16 protein-coding genes and 2 tRNA genes are annotated in these 17,007 nt (G+C 40.8%); 10 read left to right on the plus strand and 8 right to left on the minus strand.

What is annotated here, in order from left to right:
* Window positions 1–6: 6 nt before the first annotated feature.
* Both gmhB and H0W64_06820 read left to right on the plus strand, forming a co-directional pair.
* Window positions 7–555 (plus strand): D-glycero-beta-D-manno-heptose 1,7-bisphosphate 7-phosphatase, encoded by a 549-nt coding sequence (gmhB, locus tag H0W64_06815; GenBank protein MBA3661421.1) that lies wholly within the window; start codon window positions 7–9, stop codon window positions 553–555.
* Window positions 527–1,309 carry a 1-acyl-sn-glycerol-3-phosphate acyltransferase gene (locus H0W64_06820; protein ID MBA3661422.1) on the plus strand — a complete coding sequence of 261 codons (783 nt, stop codon included), beginning with the start codon at window positions 527–529 and terminating at the stop codon, window positions 1,307–1,309. The genes gmhB and H0W64_06820 overlap by 29 nt, the downstream gene beginning before the upstream one ends.
* On the opposite strand, the gene H0W64_06825 is transcribed toward H0W64_06820, so the two are convergent.
* Complete coding sequence (locus H0W64_06825) at window positions 1,232–2,107, minus strand: DUF3298 domain-containing protein (protein MBA3661423.1); 876 nt, start codon at window positions 2,105–2,107, stop codon at window positions 1,232–1,234. The genes H0W64_06820 and H0W64_06825 overlap by 78 nt on opposite strands.
* Before the next feature lie 35 nt (window positions 2,108–2,142).
* Entirely contained in the window at window positions 2,143–2,529 is a 387-nt protein-coding gene (locus H0W64_06830) for a hypothetical protein (protein MBA3661424.1), read from the minus strand.
* Between the two features lie 55 nt (window positions 2,530–2,584).
* Between H0W64_06830 and H0W64_06835 the strand changes: the two genes are divergently transcribed.
* From H0W64_06835 to H0W64_06850, 4 genes are read left to right on the plus strand one after another with little or no spacing between them, the layout of a single operon-like run.
* Window positions 2,585–3,706, plus strand: coding sequence for a glycosyltransferase family 4 protein (locus H0W64_06835; protein MBA3661425.1), 1,122 nt, complete (start codon window positions 2,585–2,587; stop codon window positions 3,704–3,706).
* Window positions 3,707–3,709: 3 nt separating this feature from the next.
* Window positions 3,710–4,501 (plus strand): lipopolysaccharide core heptose(I) kinase RfaP, encoded by a 792-nt coding sequence (rfaP, locus tag H0W64_06840; GenBank protein MBA3661426.1) that lies wholly within the window; start codon window positions 3,710–3,712, stop codon window positions 4,499–4,501.
* Window positions 4,485–5,942: a hypothetical protein gene (locus H0W64_06845; GenBank protein ID MBA3661427.1), complete on the plus strand. Its 1,458-nt coding sequence runs from the start codon at window positions 4,485–4,487 to the stop codon at window positions 5,940–5,942. Before rfaP ends, H0W64_06845 begins: the two co-directional genes overlap by 17 nt.
* Window positions 5,943–5,953: 11 nt before the next feature.
* Window positions 5,954–7,414: an NAD-dependent succinate-semialdehyde dehydrogenase gene (locus tag H0W64_06850; protein ID MBA3661428.1), complete on the plus strand. Its 1,461-nt coding sequence runs from the start codon at window positions 5,954–5,956 to the stop codon at window positions 7,412–7,414.
* 108 nt (window positions 7,415–7,522) lie between these two features.
* On the opposite strand, the gene H0W64_06855 is transcribed toward H0W64_06850, so the two are convergent.
* The 5 genes from H0W64_06855 to H0W64_06875 form a co-directional block, all read right to left on the minus strand.
* Window positions 7,523–8,650, minus strand: coding sequence for a hypothetical protein (locus H0W64_06855; protein ID MBA3661429.1), 1,128 nt, complete (start codon window positions 8,648–8,650; stop codon window positions 7,523–7,525).
* A 62-nt stretch (window positions 8,651–8,712) separates the two neighbouring features.
* A complete protein-coding gene (locus H0W64_06860; GenBank protein MBA3661430.1) occupies window positions 8,713–10,227 on the minus strand; it encodes an aldehyde dehydrogenase family protein in 1,515 nt (504 codons plus the stop codon).
* A gap of 9 nt (window positions 10,228–10,236) precedes the next feature.
* The gene (locus H0W64_06865; GenBank protein ID MBA3661431.1) at window positions 10,237–11,325 is read right to left on the minus strand and encodes a saccharopine dehydrogenase NADP-binding domain-containing protein; all 1,089 of its coding nucleotides are present in this window, start codon (window positions 11,323–11,325) and stop codon (window positions 10,237–10,239) included.
* Between the two features lie 386 nt (window positions 11,326–11,711).
* On the minus strand, window positions 11,712–12,179 hold the full coding sequence (locus H0W64_06870) for a thioesterase family protein (GenBank protein MBA3661432.1): 468 nt from the start codon (window positions 12,177–12,179) through the stop codon (window positions 11,712–11,714).
* Complete coding sequence (locus H0W64_06875) at window positions 12,179–13,066, minus strand: hypothetical protein (protein ID MBA3661433.1); 888 nt, start codon at window positions 13,064–13,066, stop codon at window positions 12,179–12,181. The genes H0W64_06870 and H0W64_06875 overlap by 1 nt, the downstream gene beginning before the upstream one ends.
* Window positions 13,067–13,143: 77 nt before the next feature.
* Between H0W64_06875 and priA the strand changes: the two genes are divergently transcribed.
* The 4 genes from priA (at window position 13,144) to H0W64_06895 (ending at window position 16,098) form a co-directional block, all read left to right on the plus strand.
* Window positions 13,144–15,132 carry a primosomal protein N' gene (gene priA / locus H0W64_06880; GenBank protein MBA3661434.1) on the plus strand — a complete coding sequence of 663 codons (1,989 nt, stop codon included), beginning with the start codon at window positions 13,144–13,146 and terminating at the stop codon, window positions 15,130–15,132.
* A gap of 52 nt (window positions 15,133–15,184) precedes the next feature.
* Window positions 15,185–15,268 (plus strand) — tRNA-Leu (locus H0W64_06885).
* A 49-nt stretch (window positions 15,269–15,317) separates the two neighbouring features.
* A tRNA-Arg gene (locus H0W64_06890) sits at window positions 15,318–15,391 on the plus strand.
* Between the two features lie 101 nt (window positions 15,392–15,492).
* A complete protein-coding gene (locus H0W64_06895) occupies window positions 15,493–16,098 on the plus strand; it encodes a class I SAM-dependent methyltransferase (GenBank protein MBA3661435.1) in 606 nt (201 codons plus the stop codon).
* 591 nt (window positions 16,099–16,689) lie between these two features.
* On the opposite strand, the gene H0W64_06900 is transcribed toward H0W64_06895, so the two are convergent.
* Window positions 16,690–16,806, minus strand: a complete 117-nt coding sequence (locus H0W64_06900; protein MBA3661436.1) for an HTH domain-containing protein — start codon at window positions 16,804–16,806, stop codon at window positions 16,690–16,692.
* Window positions 16,807–17,007: the final 201 nt, after the last annotated feature.

The raw sequence follows: 17,007 nt of genomic DNA on the forward strand, positions 1-17,007 counted from the left end.
TAGAAAATGACTGCTATTATTCTTGATCGAGACGGTGTCATTAATTATGATTCAGATCATTATATTAAATCACCTGATGAGTGGCATCCGATTCCAGGAAGTTTAAATGCCATAGCAGAACTCAATCGCGCAGGATTTAAAATTTACGTTGCTACCAATCAATCCGGCATTTCACGGGGATTGTATACGCTTGATACGCTTGCTTTAATTCATGCTAAATTGCATGACGCGTTATCACCCTTAGGCGGCAAAATTGAAGAAATTTTCTTTTGTCCTCACCATCCTGACCTTAAGTGCTATTGCCGTAAACCTAATCCAGGGATGCTTTTCGAAATTCGAAATAAACATCATTTAAAGTTAGAGGAAACGTATTTCGTAGGAGATACGATAACTGATATCAAAGCTGCTTTAACTGCAGGGTGTAAACCGCTTCTTGTTTTAACCGGTAATGGTAAAACAACGCTCACTAAACACCCAGAATATGCTAGCATTCCTTATTTTGAAGATTTAGCGAGTGTCGCCTCTCATGTCATATCAAGTAAAAATGCCAGCTAAAACAGGCTATTCTACCTTTAATCTTTTCATTCGTTCGTTCCTTTTTTCAATTTATTCATTGACTAGCATTTTTTTATATAGTTTTGTCTGCCTCCTTTCGATGCCAGCACCTGTGCGGGTGCGTTGTTTATTGCTCAGGTGGTGGCTACAAGCGTATCTCTGGATGCTCAAAAAAGTATGTTTAATCGACCATGTCGTTGAAGGTCAAGAAAATATTTTTTCGGATCGGACAGGCATCATCATGAGTAAACACCAATCCACTTGGGAGACTTTCTTTCTACCGATTCTTTTTAATGAACCGGCCATTATCTTAAAACGTGAACTCCTATGGGTTCCCTTTTTTGGGTGGGGACTCGCGGCCTCTGATCCCATTGCAATTGATCGCCGCAATAAAGCGACAGCAATGAATCAGATTATTGCCGAAGGGAAAATCCGATTAGCCCAGGGTCGATGGATTTTAGTGTTTCCAGAAGGCACCCGCGTTCCTTATGGCGAAGTAGGACATTATCGTTTGGGCGGTGCACGTCTTGCCGTGGCTACGTCACATCCTATTCTTCCCGTTGCGCATAATGCTGGGCGTTTCTGGCCGCGTCGCCAATTTATTAAAACACCGGGGACGGTGCGCATTGTAGTGGGTCCGCCTATCGAAACCAAAGGACGAACTCCCGAAGAAGTTTTAGCTGAGACTAAAGCCTGGATTGAAACGACTGTGCGACGAATTGATGGCTTCGTCGATGAATCCCCCGGTCATTAATTGTTTACGTAAACATCGTTTTTTATTCTTACCTTGTGCGCAGGATCCAATGGCCGAATCCGGAGAAATCATGTCCCGTAGAATAGAGAAAGGTACAACAACCATTTGCGCGCCATACACATTGGGTGCGACTTGATCATCTTCAAATGTAAACATGATACCGTCAGGTTTGATGTTCCAATTCATAAAATTTTTTTCCGAAGGCTGCGTTCCGGTGCGCACCATTGCGTAATTGTTTAAACGCTGCATTAATTTAGTGGCTGTGTATTGGGAGAAAACATCGAGATATTCAGCTTGTGGATTAAATAAATCAGCAAGATTTAACACGACATCATTATCTAAATCATAATTTAAAACGCGATGGTAGTGATAAGGCCGTCCCCGGCCTGCGATATGGCCCTGAAAGCTCAACCGAATACTGAGTAAATGTGCTTTGTTGTTAGCAACCATAGAGCTTGCATAATCAATGTATAAATTATTTTTATTATGTTTGCGCGGAAGTGCATAGGTATTATCTACTTTATTTTTAAAATAAATTTTACCTTCTTCCACAAGCTGTTTTATTGCCTCGTTAAAATGATCCAGCGTTTGATGATTGAATTCACTTTGCAACTGGGGGTAAACAGCTTTAATTACAATTTGTTTTTTATCATAAAAAAATTTAATGGCTGAAACTAAATAAACATCATCATAAAGGTGATAAGTTTTGGGACCTTCTTTACTGGCATTATTAGCATCAAGTGCATAAGAAGCTGGGGATGCCAACGCCATAAGCAAGATAAAAATTCTTACGACCATTGAATAAGACCCTATGCCAAAAGATATCGTGATGGTTAACGACAACCATTGCCAGTAGCTTGTTTCGCGATCACGATACCACGGGCATCGGTTTCAAAAGTTAACGTGCAAGTTAAAGCAAGGTTACCTTGGTTAGCCGGACCTTCAATGGGATTGCGGGTGACAATGACCGGTTTATTGCCGGTGTTTGCCACAGCAACGGGTGGATTGCGGCCCACATTCGTTTTGTAAGTAACTGTTCTATAAGTATAAATTGAATGACCATTACGATGATTGATGACGGTTAAAGGTTGACCATAGCGAGCCGTCATGGCTTGAATGGGCGTCCCATCCATTCGTGCAGGCGTACTATTAGAATTATTCGTTGTAGTTGCACAGCTTGAGAGTAAAATAATACATCCTAAACCTAATAAGCGGTACATTGGCTTCCCTTTTATTTGATAATAGGTAATACAGTGTCTCATAGAAAAGTCGATTATGAAATTAGCCTTCTGTCTTTTTAAATATTTTCCCTTCGGTGGTTTGCAACGTGATTTTCTTCGCATCACGCAAGAATGTGCTGATCGCGGACACGACATTCATGTTTTCACAATGAAATGGGAAGGCAAACGTCCCAATTATACCATTAACGAAATGGCGCCACGGGGTTTGCAAAATCATCAACAAGGCGCACATTTTGTTAAGCAATTAAAAAAACATTTCTCTGTCAATCAATACGATTTAACAATCGGTTTTAATAAAATACCTGACTTAGATTGGTATTACGCTGCAGACATTTGTTATCAATCCCGCATCACGCATTCACGTTCGTTTCTTTATCGTTTGCTTCCCCGCTATCGCCGGTGGCAACAATTAGAAAACAGCGTTTTTAAACGCGGTGCTAAAACAAAAATAATGTTAATTGCGCATCAACAGCAAGAAGAATTCATACGTTATTATCAAACCGAACCTGAACGTTTCTTTCTTTTACCGCCAGGTATTGTAAAGAATCAATATGATCCTAATCAGTTTAAAGCACCTGATCAAGTCCGCAAAAGTGTGCGCGCGATGTATGATATTGCAGATCATACCCATTTACTTCTTATGGTGGGTTCCGGGTTTAAAACGAAAGGTTTAGATCGAACCTTGAAGGCGATTGCAGCCTTACCTTTAAAGATTCAAAGCCGTTGCCGATTATTTGTTATTGGTACCGGTAATCCGCGGCCTTTTTTGGAGTTGGCCAAGCAACTTTATGTTGATCACTTAATTCATTTTTTAGGTGGACGGTCTGATGTATCACAATTTTTATTGAGCGCTGATTTATTAATTCACCCCTCTTATCATGAAAATACAGGCACGGTTTTACTCGAAGCCATGGTCTCTGGTTTGCCCGTCTTAACGCTGAATAGCTGCGGCTATGGACAATACATTCATGAAGCCAAAGCAGGCGTTGTGTTGAATAATCCTTTTAACCAGAAAGAACTTAATCGCGCCTTAACTGAAATGTTAAGCTCTAATCAACACGATATTTGGCGACGTAATGGGCTTGCCTATGCGGAATTGCATGATTTGTATAGCATGCCGCAAAAAGCTGCTGATCTCATTGAACGCTTAGGTTAATTTGTGATTTTTTATCTGAAGTCAGAACTTGCTCCTTATTTTAATTCAGCAAAGCCTTTGTTCGATCAACTCATGGCCTGCGAAGGTGAGCTTTTTCGTGATCAAGATGGGCGTCGTACGAAGCGTATAGTGTTAGGCCAACATACTTATTTTATCAAACAACATTTTGGTGTGGGTTATAAAGAGATTTTCAAAAATATTTTGCAAGGACGTTTGCCTATCCTTTCTGCAAAAAATGAATGGTTGGCGTTACAAAAATTACAAGACTTGCAAATTTCAGCACCGCTTGTAGTAGGTTACGGGTCGCGCGGTTTTAACCCAGCGCGTTTAGAATCATTTGTGTTAATGAAAGCTATCCCTGATGCGATCAGCCTCGAAGATTTAGCCAAACATTGGCAAGAGCGAGCGCCTTTGTTTTCTGCTAAACGATTATTAATTAAACGCATTGCTTCAATTGCGGCGCAAATGCATAACAATGGTATGAATCATCGTGATTTTTATTTATGCCATTTTCTTTTACCGCAACGACATGACGATTTAAAGACTGCCCCTTTGTTTTTAATTGATTTACACCGGGCGGGTCTACGTCAACAGTGCACACGGCGCTGGATCATTAAAGATCTTGCGGGTTTATATTTTTCCAGTAAAGATTTAAAGTTAACTTTACGTGATTTTTTTTATTTTATAAAACATTACCGCCACACTAATTTGCGTGCAGTGTTGCGCAAAGAAAAGGATTTTTGGGAAGAAGTGCAACAACGTGGAGATAAATTATACCGTGATCATACCGTTTGAAAAAAGTTACAAAACACTTGATTGGCAAAGTTTGTATCAAGCTGCCTACGGTACGTTGAAGCGCTTTAATTTAGCGTTGTCTGCTGATGAGGACTTTACCGCCAAAACTGTTTTGCGCCATGTCCCACAACGGCGGGTGGTCGTTAGCGGTATATGGCGGGGTAAAAAAGTAGTCGCAAAAATATTTATTTCCCCTAAACATAGCAAAAAACACATGGAAAGGGAATTTAACGGTAATCGTTTGTTAGTCCAAAATAAAATCCCAACGCCTTCATTACTTTTTTATGGCGCGACGTGCGATAAGCGTATCCATATTTTAATTTTTCAATGCTTACAGCATGTGCGTAGTTTGCATGCTTTATGGATGGACCATGAGCATGGAGAAACGGCAAAGCCGCAATTAAAAGCAGTGGTCATCGAACTTGCGACACAGCATGTTTTAGGCATTATTCAAAAAGATTTGCATTTAAAAAATTTTCTGGTTGGCCGTAAAATTGTTTATACTTTGGATGGCGCTCAAATTACGCATCATGCTTTAAAAATAAATAAAAAAACCAGCATTAATCACTTAGCTTTATTTCTTTCACAATTGGGAGTCGGTTGCGAAGGGTTACAAAAAAAATTATTTGAAAGTTATGCTAAAGCCCGAGGTTGGTTATTAAAACCTGCAGATACCATTGAGCTTTTCCGTTTAATTAAGCAATGGCATGAAAAACGTTGGCAACATTTTGCTGAAAAAATTTTTCGCACGAGTAATGACTTTGTTAAGCGACATACGTGGTCCATGTTATGCATGAGTGATCGAGCGTTTATTAGCCCTGAATTTAATTTTTATTTAGAAAATCCTGAAGCTTTTTTTCATCATCCAACCTGTCAAGTTTTAAAGCAGGGTCGTTCGGCGACTGTGATAAAAATTAATTTAAATGGCAAAGCACTTGTAGTTAAACGATATAACTTAAAAAATTTATGGCATCGCATTCGGCGCATGACACGCGCAACTCGAGCGGCGGTCTCTTGGCGCTTGGCTCATAAATTACAATTATTTGGCATCAAAACCGCAAAGCCCATTGCATTCATTGAAAAGCGTTTTTTAGGTTTGCGTGGTACCTCTTATTATATTTCTGAATACATCCAAGGTGAAACGGCTGCTCAGTATTTCGAGCGTCATGAAGAAACAATAACGAGTCCCATGGTGGATCGGCTTGCTGATTTGCTACGCAATTTAGCTAAATTAACGATCACGCACGGCGATTTGAAAATAACTAATATTATTATTGATGAACATCTTGCTCCGGTACTGATTGACTTAGACGGTACACAAGAGCACTTATCTTTATCAAGTTTGCGCACTGCTTGGCGGTATGAAATTAAAAGGTTTTTAAATAACTTTAATCATCAGCAAGCCCTCTACGAACAATTTAAATTGAAATTGGAAAATTAAGGGAGCGTTTTATGCACGGTATTCGGCATGCGAGTCTGTTGAAAGAAGCTTGCTTGATTAATGGTGAATGGGTCGGTGCTGAAAATCAAAAAAAAATTCCGGTGCACAACCCTTTTGATGGACAAATACTGGGTCACGTGCCGGATTGTGGCGTGACAGAAACCAAGCGTGCCATTGAGGCAGCATCTACTGCCTGGTCAAGTTGGCGTGCACTCCCAGCGCTTAAGCGTTGCGAATTACTCTGGGCTTGGTCGCGTTTAATTGATCATCATCAAGAAGACTTAGCTCGCATCATGACGCTTGAGCAGGGAAAGCCGCTAAGCGAATCCATTAATGAAATGATTTATGCCAATGGATTTATCAAATGGTTTGCTGAAGAAGGACGTAGGAACGACGGGGATGTTATTCCTTCCAATAAACGTGATCAACATCTTGTGGTCATCAAGCAACCCATTGGTGTCGTTGCAGCGATTACGCCCTGGAATTTCCCAGCTGCCATGATTACCAGAAAAATTGCGCCTGCGCTTGCTGTCGGGTGTCCCGTTGTGGTTAAGCCGGACAGCAGCACACCCTTTACAGCGTTGGCGCTCGCATCCCTTGCGATGGAAGCTGGATTCCCGAAGGGTGTTTTGAACATGATTACAGGCGATGCGCGGTCCATTGGAGCTGAAATGACGGGCAGCACTACGGTGCGTAAAGTTTCGTTTACTGGTTCAACAGCGGTGGGACGTTTATTGATGCAACAATGTGCCCCTACGATTAAGAAAATAACCTTAGAGTTAGGCGGGAATGCACCTTTTATTGTTTTTGCCGATGCTGATTTGGATAAAGCCATAGCAGGAACGATTGCTTCAAAATTTCGTAATACGGGACAAACTTGTGTCTGTGCAAACCGCATTTTTGTTCAAGATACGATATACGCTGAATTTACCAAAAAATTAGTCCATGCCGTACGACAATTAAAAATGGGTAATGGTTTGGAGTCCGGCATTCAACTGGGACCTTTAATTAACGAGAAAGCGCTAGAGAAAGTTGAGCGGCACGTTAATGACGCCATTGCGAAAGGTGGCAATGTGATCACAGGGGGCAAACCGCATGCGCTCGGTGGCTTGTTTTTTGAACCCACTGTCATAACAGAAGCAAATGCGGACATGTTATTAGCAAAAGAAGAAACCTTCGGTCCAGTCGCAGCCTTGTTTCGCTTTCATACAGAAGAGGAAGTCTTATTGCGAGCCAATGATACGGAATATGGTTTGGCTTCGTATTTTTACACGCAAGATATTGATCGTATTTGGCGGGTCGCTGAATATTTAGAATGTGGCATCGTTGGCATTAATACGGGCATCATTTCGACTGAAGTTGCGCCCTTTGGTGGTGTAAAACAATCCGGCATCGGAAGGGAGGGTTCCAAATACGGTATTGATCCGTATGTGGAAATTAAATATTTGTGTATGGGCAAAGGAGAAGTTTAATTGTTACCTATCCCCAAGATGATGTGCAAGTGTTTCTGGCAACCCACTTGCACGCTATGTAAACTAAAATTTAAAGTTATAAGCAAGGTGTAGGAAGCAAAGTCCTTCCTAACTCATCTTTTTTGACGATGCATCCGGCAGTGTATCTTCAAGCAGCGGATGTGGTTCTTTCCCCAGGGTGCTGGGTACAGGTGGCTTACTTCGAAAAAATCCTGTCGTATATTGCCACACTTGGTCCGCTTTGCTCATCATAATGGCATCACTAATTCCCGACACAGTGTTATATAAAAGGGCGGAAGGCAAAGGTGCATCTAAGTTAAGCTGTAGCACATTCATGCCGTGATCTAGTTTTGCTTTGAAAGTTTCTAAGCGATGCGCAGCTTCGCTTAACTGATTCCGTTCCCAAGCCCGTGGTAAATAAGCCCGGGGGGAATTTCCTACGAGGGTATGATGTAAGTCGGTTAAAAAAGAATGATATTTCACAATCGCTGCAAGCGTGGGATGAGCCGGTGTGATATTGCATTCGTTATATTGTTCTAGTGCTTCAATCACGTTGGTATCGTTATTATAAATAAAAAAAAGCTTATCTTGTTTTAATAAAAGTTGACGCGCGGCTTCTCGCAAACCCGTCAGATACGTTTCACATATTTCAGTATAAATATTGATTAAATACCAATGCTGCCATTCGGATGCGATGAATAAAATTTTAGGCTTGTGCGATTCGAGATGATCGGCTTTTAGTTTTGTTGCAATTAATAAATTAGTGAGATGACAGGCTTGTTTTGAAAAATTAGAAAATTGAACCATTTGTTGCAATTTTTTTTGCAGCGCTGCAAGTACTGAGGAATCAGCGGGTAAAAATTGTAGGAAAAGTTCAAGCAGTGCACCTGAGCCGAAAGGCTTGCCCACAATTTCACCCCAAAGCGAATTAGGTAAAGCTACACGCTCTTTAAGTTTGTTGCCGACGATAAGCCATTGCTCAAGATAAGAACGAATAAAATCTTTGTGCGGTGTTGAAAAAAATTCACCACCTTCTTGAAGATAAGTTTGAAGCTGCTGAACAGTTCGGATTTTATTGGAATCTAAAAAATTGAAGATCTTTTGTTGATCAGCTGCATTTATTTTTTCTTTTAATTTGGGTGCAGCAAATTTCGCATCGTAGTCTGGTACTTTATTTAAAATTAATTCAATTAAATCATCTAACGGATTGCGCTCAATTATAATAAATTTTTTCATGAGGTTTATCTATTCATTAGGGATAGGATAAACCTCATCTTAGCGCTCTATGAATTACGCATTCAAATATTAAATTTGATTCCTTGCGCGAGGGGTAATAAATTACTCCAATTGATGGTGTTTGTTTGACGACGCATGTAAGCCTTCCAAGCATCGGATCCTGCTTCTCGCCCACCGCCTGTGTCTTTTTCTCCGCCAAATGCCCCACCAATTTCAGCACCCGAGGTACCAATGTTAATATTGGCTATACCGCAATCACTGCCACGACTTGATAAGAATAACTCAGCATGTTGGAGATTCTGCGTAAAGAGTGCAGAAGATAAACCAAACCGAGAGTGGTTTTGCATCGCGATCGCTTCTTCAATGGTGTGATAACGCATGACATATAAAACGGGAGCAAAGGTTTCATTTTGGACAATATCCCAATCATTGTGAGCTTCAATGATGGCAGGTTCGACAAAATAGCCGGGTCGATCTAAAACATTTCCCCCACATAAGATTTTGCCGCCTGCCGTTTTTGCATCATGAATTGCTTTAACGTAATGATCAACTGCACCTTGATCAATCAAAGGTCCTAACAAATTTTTTTGATCGAGGGGATCGCCAATGGTTACTTTTTTATAAGCATCGACCAAGATAGGAACAAGCTTGTCATAAATAGCATCATGTACAAATAAACGTCGCGTTGTGGTGCATCGTTGCCCTGCAGTTCCTATCGCCCCAAACACAATGGCTGGAACGGCTAATTTAAAATCAGCTGTTTCATCAACAATGATGGCATTGTTTCCACTCAATTCTAACAAGGATTTACCTAAGCGTGCTGCAACTTGGGTTTTAACATCACGTCCCACTGCAGTTGATCCCGTAAATGAAATTAAGGGCAGGCGCATATCTTGCGCCATCAATTTGACAATTTTATTGTCATCGGAAACAAGCAAAGAAAAAATGCCCTCATAACCATATTGCGCTAAGACTCGATTGCAAATATGTTGCACCGCAACAGCGCAAAGTGCAGTCTTGGGAGAAGGTTTCCAAATGACAGTGTTACCACAAATGGCAGCAATAAAAGCGTTCCAAGCCCAAACTGCTACGGGAAAATTAAAAGCACTAATGACACCGACCACACCCAGGGGTAACCATTGTTCATACATGCGATGATCAGGTCGTTCTGAATGCATGGTATGACCATAAAGCATGCGTGATTGACCGACTGCTAAATCAGCCATATCAATCATTTCTTGCACCTCACCATCCCCTTCTTGTTTAGATTTTCCCATTTCAAGAGAAACGAGACTGCCTAAAGAATCTTTGCAGCGGCGGAGTTCTTCACCGAGGGCTCGCACCACTTCGCCGCGCTTTGGTGCTGGAATCGTGCGCCATGTTAACTGGGCTTCCTTTGCCGTTTTGACAATGCGCTCATAATCTTCAAATGAGGTTCGATATACACTGGCGATAGGCTCGCCTGTCGCAGGATTAAAAGAAATAATTTCATCTCGGTTTTCATCGGACCACCAATTTGTTCCTGTACTTGCGCCTTTATTTTTAGCACCCAACTGAAGTGATTTAAGTAGCTCCATTCTTTTCTCCTATGCGTAATAATCACCAAAGCGATTATTAATTAATTCATCAAATGAAAATTCTTCTTGTTTAACAAAACCGCGATATTTTTGCGGATTATTCAAGACAATGTCTGCAACGGCACAAATACCTGAAGCTGTGGTCAATTGAATGGCTGACCACCGTTGACCATTAATAACTTTGGGATAAAACTTTTTGACGTAATTTTCCTCGATCAATAAATCATCTTGCATACCGGTCACTGAAACGTAAACCAAGACAACATCTTGATAAGTTTTAGGAATGGCATGTTCAAAAATACGTTTTAACGTTTCGCGATCATCATTCAATTTTAAATCATTCATGAGAAATTTTATTTTGGCGCAATGACCTGGATAGCGAATCGTTTTATAACTTAAGTGTTTAACTTTTTTATTATAAGTTTGCGCTAAACTGCCAATTCCTCCTGAAGTATTGAAAGCTTCGTAAGTTAAACCGTCTACTTTGATTTTTTCCAAGCCTTCAAGGGGTTGGAGAAGCACTTCTTCCCCGTGTTCAACGGCATAACACGGATTTCCATACTCATTAATCAAACCATCGGTTGACCAGGTTAAAGAGTATTGCAATGCATTACTAATATTAGTGGGTAAGGCACCGACGCGCATTTTTACCGTATCTAGTTTCGGAAAATTTTGCATGAGATGGTTTGCAATGATGCTAATAAAGCCAGGTGCCAATCCACATTGTGGAACAAAAGTGCTGGATGCATTTTTTGCAATGTTAAGAACCGTTTCTGTCGTTTCTACATCTTCGGTTAAATCAAAATAATGAATATTATTTTCTGCTGCAACACGGGCAATTGGAATATTGCAATAGTAAGGTAGTGAAGAAATGATTCCTTCAATTTTGTGTTCTTTAACAAATTGTGAAATAACTTCGGCATTACTTGCATCAAGTTGCACGTAGGTAAAGTTTTGTAAGTTATCTAATCGTTTAACGAGCTTATTGTCAGCTTGAATATCGGCAAGATAAACAAAATATTCATTTGAATTAGCTAATAAAAAGGTAATCAGCGTACCAATTTTTCCTGCACCGATTACTAATATCTGTCTCGTCATGACGCTCCCTCTCCTTTTTTTTAGAAGTCGATATCATAATGATGAAGGGCATGGGAGGGAAGATTTTGTTAATGCTGGTTTGATGTGAATAATTATTACGCGTGATTGTATACGTGTTGCGCGAAATAAAGTGGATTACTATGCATTGGTTGCCGAGTAGGAAAGAAAAGTTGTAGCCAAGGTGAAGCATAATTGGGGAAGAGAGTACTTATTCCCGGTTCATGTTGTGCCTAATACACCAGGATTGCTTGCAAAGCTTGCAAAGACAAGAGGGACTTCCCTACCTGCCGCAATGATTAACTCATTGCAGGCTCATCCCTTGCAAGGATAGCGTAATCGTCTTGGCATGAGGTTGAAGATGACTCGTGAAAAGGAAATGCCCCGTATTATCTTAGCGCGTAGGTTCCTGTTCCAGTTGCAAGCAAGATTTGATCTTGATTCCAAAGCTCCATACGTGCAAAGGCTAAATGGTGCCCGCTTTTGAGTAAATATGCTTTCGCAATAAAGGTTTCACCTTTACCTGGACGCAAATAACTAACTTGTAAATCTACGGTGCTGGTTTTACTCATTATCGCAATTTGTTCCTCAACTGAGCGCTCGCTCAGACGCACAGCTGAAGCTGCCATAACCACCATGCCACCAGCCATATCAAGCACAGCCGAGGTGACGCCGCCGTGCAATATGCCGTGGAAGATATTACCAATTAAGTCTTCTTTCATCTTAAAATGCATTTCGACATCGGTTGCACTCAAATGATCAAGCGTGAGCCCTAGCATGCGATTAAAAGGAATTGCCGTAACTGCTTGCGCAACTTGGGCAAGCATTGATTGATTGTGTTGATCAGATTGCATCATTAACCACTCATAGGATCATTAGGTTTAAGTGTTGTTTTAAAAGGACTCATGGAAGATGGGCTTTTAGGAACGAGGCCACTATCTACCATTTCTTTTTCAAGGGCAGGGTTATCAACATTGGCGGAAATAACATTTAATATCGCAGCAAACTTTAAACCCAAAGGATCGGGCACGCCTGCATCAGGGTTATTTGAATCTCCAGCAAAGGAAGGCGTGGGCGCGGTTTCTTGATCGAGCATGCCAATGATGTTGCCAAATGGATTTCCTAATACAGGGCGGGCAACACTGCCAGGATTTTGCGTGTCCGTTCCATAAAATTGGAGCCGTTGTTCTTTCAATTGATCACTTAGCAACGTGCTTGTGCTCGCCATCAAAGTTATCAATTCCTTATTTTCATGCAAGCTATCTTTATCATTCGTAATTCTTGAGTTAATCAAGAACTTTGCAACTTCTTCAAGTCGCTGTTCAAATTTGACTGGATCTTTCTCATATGCTTTTTTAAGTTTAGGATCATTTTTTACAAAGTGTAAAAGCATTTTCTTTAATTGTTTAATTAATTCTTTTTTATTTTCTTCAGTGCCGGGTTTAAACAATAAGCGCATATCAAATCGATCTTTCGGATCCATATTTTTTTGCGAATGTTGCGCCATACAAATTAGAGCTAAAACATCTTTTGCATTATATGCATCGTTGATTCCCCGATCTCGAACAAGATCTAACGCTGTCATTTTGAAATGAGGATCCTTCGTTAGCGTGTCGGCAATCGTTTTGGCTAAGGTGTGTGCGTCTTCAGGTTTAATGCCTGGTAACAAGTTGCGTTGCACCATTTGTTTAATTAATCGTTCGAGTGCCAGCATTAAATCTGGTTCAGAAATGGTCATGCCCATGGCGAAGCCTCTTTTTAACTTCTCAATTACTCATTATTATAGCGTGAACCTTAACTTATCCTGAAGGCTTTACCCTAATGCGCGTTAATCAATATCTTCGAATTGCTTTACCGACGCCATTACGTAGGCTATTTGACTATCTTCCACCGCAAGATATTGATTTCAGTACTTTAATGCCCGGCATGCGAATTAGAGTACCTTTCCAATCGCGCGAGCTTGTAGGGATATTGATCAATATTGTTAACGAAACTCCAGTATTGCCGCATAAACTAAAACTCGCCCATAGTGTTTTAGATGCAGAACCTATTCTAATGCCAGATATTTTCAAGCTATGCGCTTGGGCGGCCGACTATTATCAAGCCGCCTTGGGTGAAGTATTACACGCAGCGATTCCGGTCCATTTACGGAAGGGGAAAGACTTGAGCAAAGTGAAGTCACTTCCCGCCCATCAAAGTGTTGCGATCGATCGCCCCCCTTTAAATGTAATGCAGCAAGTGGCGATCGATAAAATACTTGCTGCGAAGCATACCTTTCAAACTTTTTTATTAGATGGCATTACCGGCAGCGGCAAAACGGAAGTTTATCTGCAAGTCATTGAAGTCTTGTTGAAAGAAGATCGACAAGTTTTAGTTTTATTACCCGAAATTAGTTTAACGCCTCAAACGCTAGCCCGATTTAGTGAACGTTTTCCCGTCAAAATTGCCGCACTTCATTCGAATTTGACTGAGCGCGAACGCATGGTAGGTTGGCTTGCAACCAAAACTGGGGAAGCGAAAATTGTCATTGGTACACGCTCTGCTATTTTTACCCCTTTTAAGAATTTAGGTTTAATCATTGTTGATGAAGAACATGATCAATCTTTCAAACAACAAGATCATATGCGTTACCAGGCTCGAGATTTAGCGGTGGTAAGAGCCAATTTTAGCAACATTCCCATTATCTTAGGATCGGCAACCCCCTCTCTTGAAACTTTATTTAATGCTGAACGAAAACGTTATACTCATTTAATTTTAAATGAACGTGCAGGCGATGCCATCCTTCCAACTTTTGAAATGATTGATTTGTCGCAAACTAAAAATTCTGATTGTCTCAGCAAACCTTTATTGGCAGCCATGCGCGCGCATTTGCAAGCTGGCAATCAAGTCATGCTCTTTTTAAACCGACGGGGTTATGCACCTCTTTTATATTGCACGGCGTGTCGCTCAGTCATGGAATGTAAGCGCTGTGCTGTACGGTTGGTTTATCACTTACAACCTGGCAAATTAATTTGTCATCAATGTGACAAAGCCTACCCAGCTCCTAAAATGTGTCAAGCGTGTGGTGCGGATGGATTAAAACCCGTGGGTGTGGGCACTGAGCGTTTAGAAGAGTTAGTCCAACAATACTTCCCTACCATTCCATTGTTGCGTTTCGATCGAGATAGCACCCAAAAAAAAGGCTCATTGCAAATTTTATTAGATCAGATTCATCAGGGCGAACCCGTCATTTTGTTAGGAACCCAAATGCTTGCGAAAGGACATCACTTTTCGCAAGTCACGCTAGTGGGAATCATCGATGGCGATAGCGGTTTTTTTAGCAGTGACTTTCGTGCAACCGAACAAATTGGCCAATTGATCACACAAGTTGCTGGACGCGCTGGTCGCGGTAAAGATGCAGGAACCGTCATGATTCAAACCCATCAGCCCGATGATCCGCTGTTAAAAACGCTCATTCACGAAGGCTATGCAGTATTCGCCAAAAAATTATTAGCGCAACGGCAACATAGTCACCTTCCACCTTATACTCACATTGCTCTATTACGTGCGGAGAGTTATCACCACGCTAAAACCATTGCCTTCTTAAAAGATATCAAAAAGCATCCAGCACCGACCGGTGTTGAAATTTTGGGACCCATGTCACCTTTGCTGCCCAAACGAAAAGGATTATTTTGCGAACAGTTATTAATCAAAACAAGTCAGCGAAAATTATTGCATCACTATCTTGCCCTATGTGGCGATTACATCAGCCAGTCGGATCTGACCGCGACCATTCGTTGGTCGATTGATGTTGACCCGGTTACGATTTGAACCATATTGCATTGACCTCGCTAATAACCTTCCTTATACTTGCGCGTGCATTGCCGGGGTGGCGGAATTGGTAGACGCGCCGGTCTCAAAAACCGGTGAGGGAAACTTCATGCCGGTTCGATTCCGGCCCTCGGCATGTCATAATTCATTCTTAGTATCGTTCTACATCCTTATTTTACGAATCAGTCCCGGTGGCACAGATGGATAGCGCAGCCCCCTCCTAAGGGGCAGGTCGGCGGTTCGAATCCGCCCCGGGACGGTATGATTAATAAGGGAATTTTCAATAGAAGCTGTCGGAAAAATCCAGATATTTAGTTTTGGTGACCAAAATTTTAAATTTACATTGGTGTGCATATGGATATGGCTAAGCAAAACAAAGAAAGAGTTTATGAATCCTATGAAGAAATCGTGCAGTGGTTTGATGATGCTCGTACTAAAACTCTTATGGAATCTGAATATCTTAATTTAATCGTAAATTCTGTTCCAGCCGGCGGTTCGGTTTTAGATTTAGGTTGTGGAACTGGAGAACCTCTCGCGCAATTTTTCATTGGGAAAGGTTTCAAAATCACCGGCATTGATGGTAGCAAAAAAATGATTGAGTTGTGCAAAAAACGTTTTCCAAGTGAACGATGGATAATTTCGGATATGCGCAACATTAATTTAAACCAGCAATTTGATGTAGTTCTAGCATGGCATAGTTTTTTTCACCTTGACCAAGATAGTCAACGGAAGATGTTTAAAATATTTAGCGCACATACTAAACATGGCGGGGTTTTGGCGTTCACTTCTGGTGAGGAAGAGGGAGAAGTATGGAGTAATAATGGTGGACAAGAACTTTACCATGCTTCTTTATCTACAAAAGAATATAACCAGCTTCTACAAGATGCGTCATTTGAAGTACTAGTTCACAAAGTACGTGATCCAGAGTGTGGTGATGCGACTGCGTGGGTGGCGCAGAAGGTCTAACTGCTTATAATCATTTACGTCTCGTTGAGTGCTTGCGCAATTGTAATACCTGCCATTTGCGGAAGAGCTTATCTTTCGAGCCAGAATAGTGTTCGCTCAATATTTCAATCGCGCTAATACGATTTATTTTAAAGTGTTGATAGTTTTTTTTCTTGTCACACTAGGCAACTAATATGCGTTCATTAGTGAAGTATCCAGTGGTGAATGAGCAGACTATGTGTGTGGTTTCTTTGCCATTCTCTGACTTGTATACCATGTAAATTTTCTTTTGATTAGCAATAGCATCTCTTAGCGCAGAAAGGTCTTCTTCTGTCACGAGTTTTGATGCTGGTGGGCCTACACGTAATGAAAAAACATTTGCATTATTGTTTATATTATTAGGTATAACATCGTGTATTTTATTTAATACCATCTGTTGCAGCTTTTGATAACGGCGTATCTCGATATTGAATAACCCAGCGTGCACCTAAAAGCAAAGATTCCATCTCTGTTTGTGCACATTAAAGGTGGTAAAAAGAAAGTTGGTTTAAGTATATATCCAATACCTACCTCTCTTTCGATTTCAGCCCTTGAACTTGTAAGGTAGCAATATCACGATATGATTCGAATGCTAATTTTTAATCGCTCTGCTAGACGCTGTCCGCTGACAGGATAGCGATAACCTCTTAAAATTAGTAATAAATTTAAAAGTCGTTCAGTTCTATTCATCACTCAATCACTACTGCCATATTTTGACAGTATTATCCCTTTAGCTTTGCAGTTAACCTCTTTAACCAACCTATTTACACAAAGTTACCCACAGAATTTGTGGGTCACTTTGTTGCGGTGACTATCAACTTTTAATTAAGTGATCTGTTGGTATTGGATAAAGTGATTTTTCTAAACACTAAAACTATACAAATAAACAAA

This window comes from Gammaproteobacteria bacterium (assembly GCA_013816845.1).
Taxonomy (GTDB): domain Bacteria; phylum Pseudomonadota; class Gammaproteobacteria; order DSM-16500; family DSM-16500; genus Aquicella.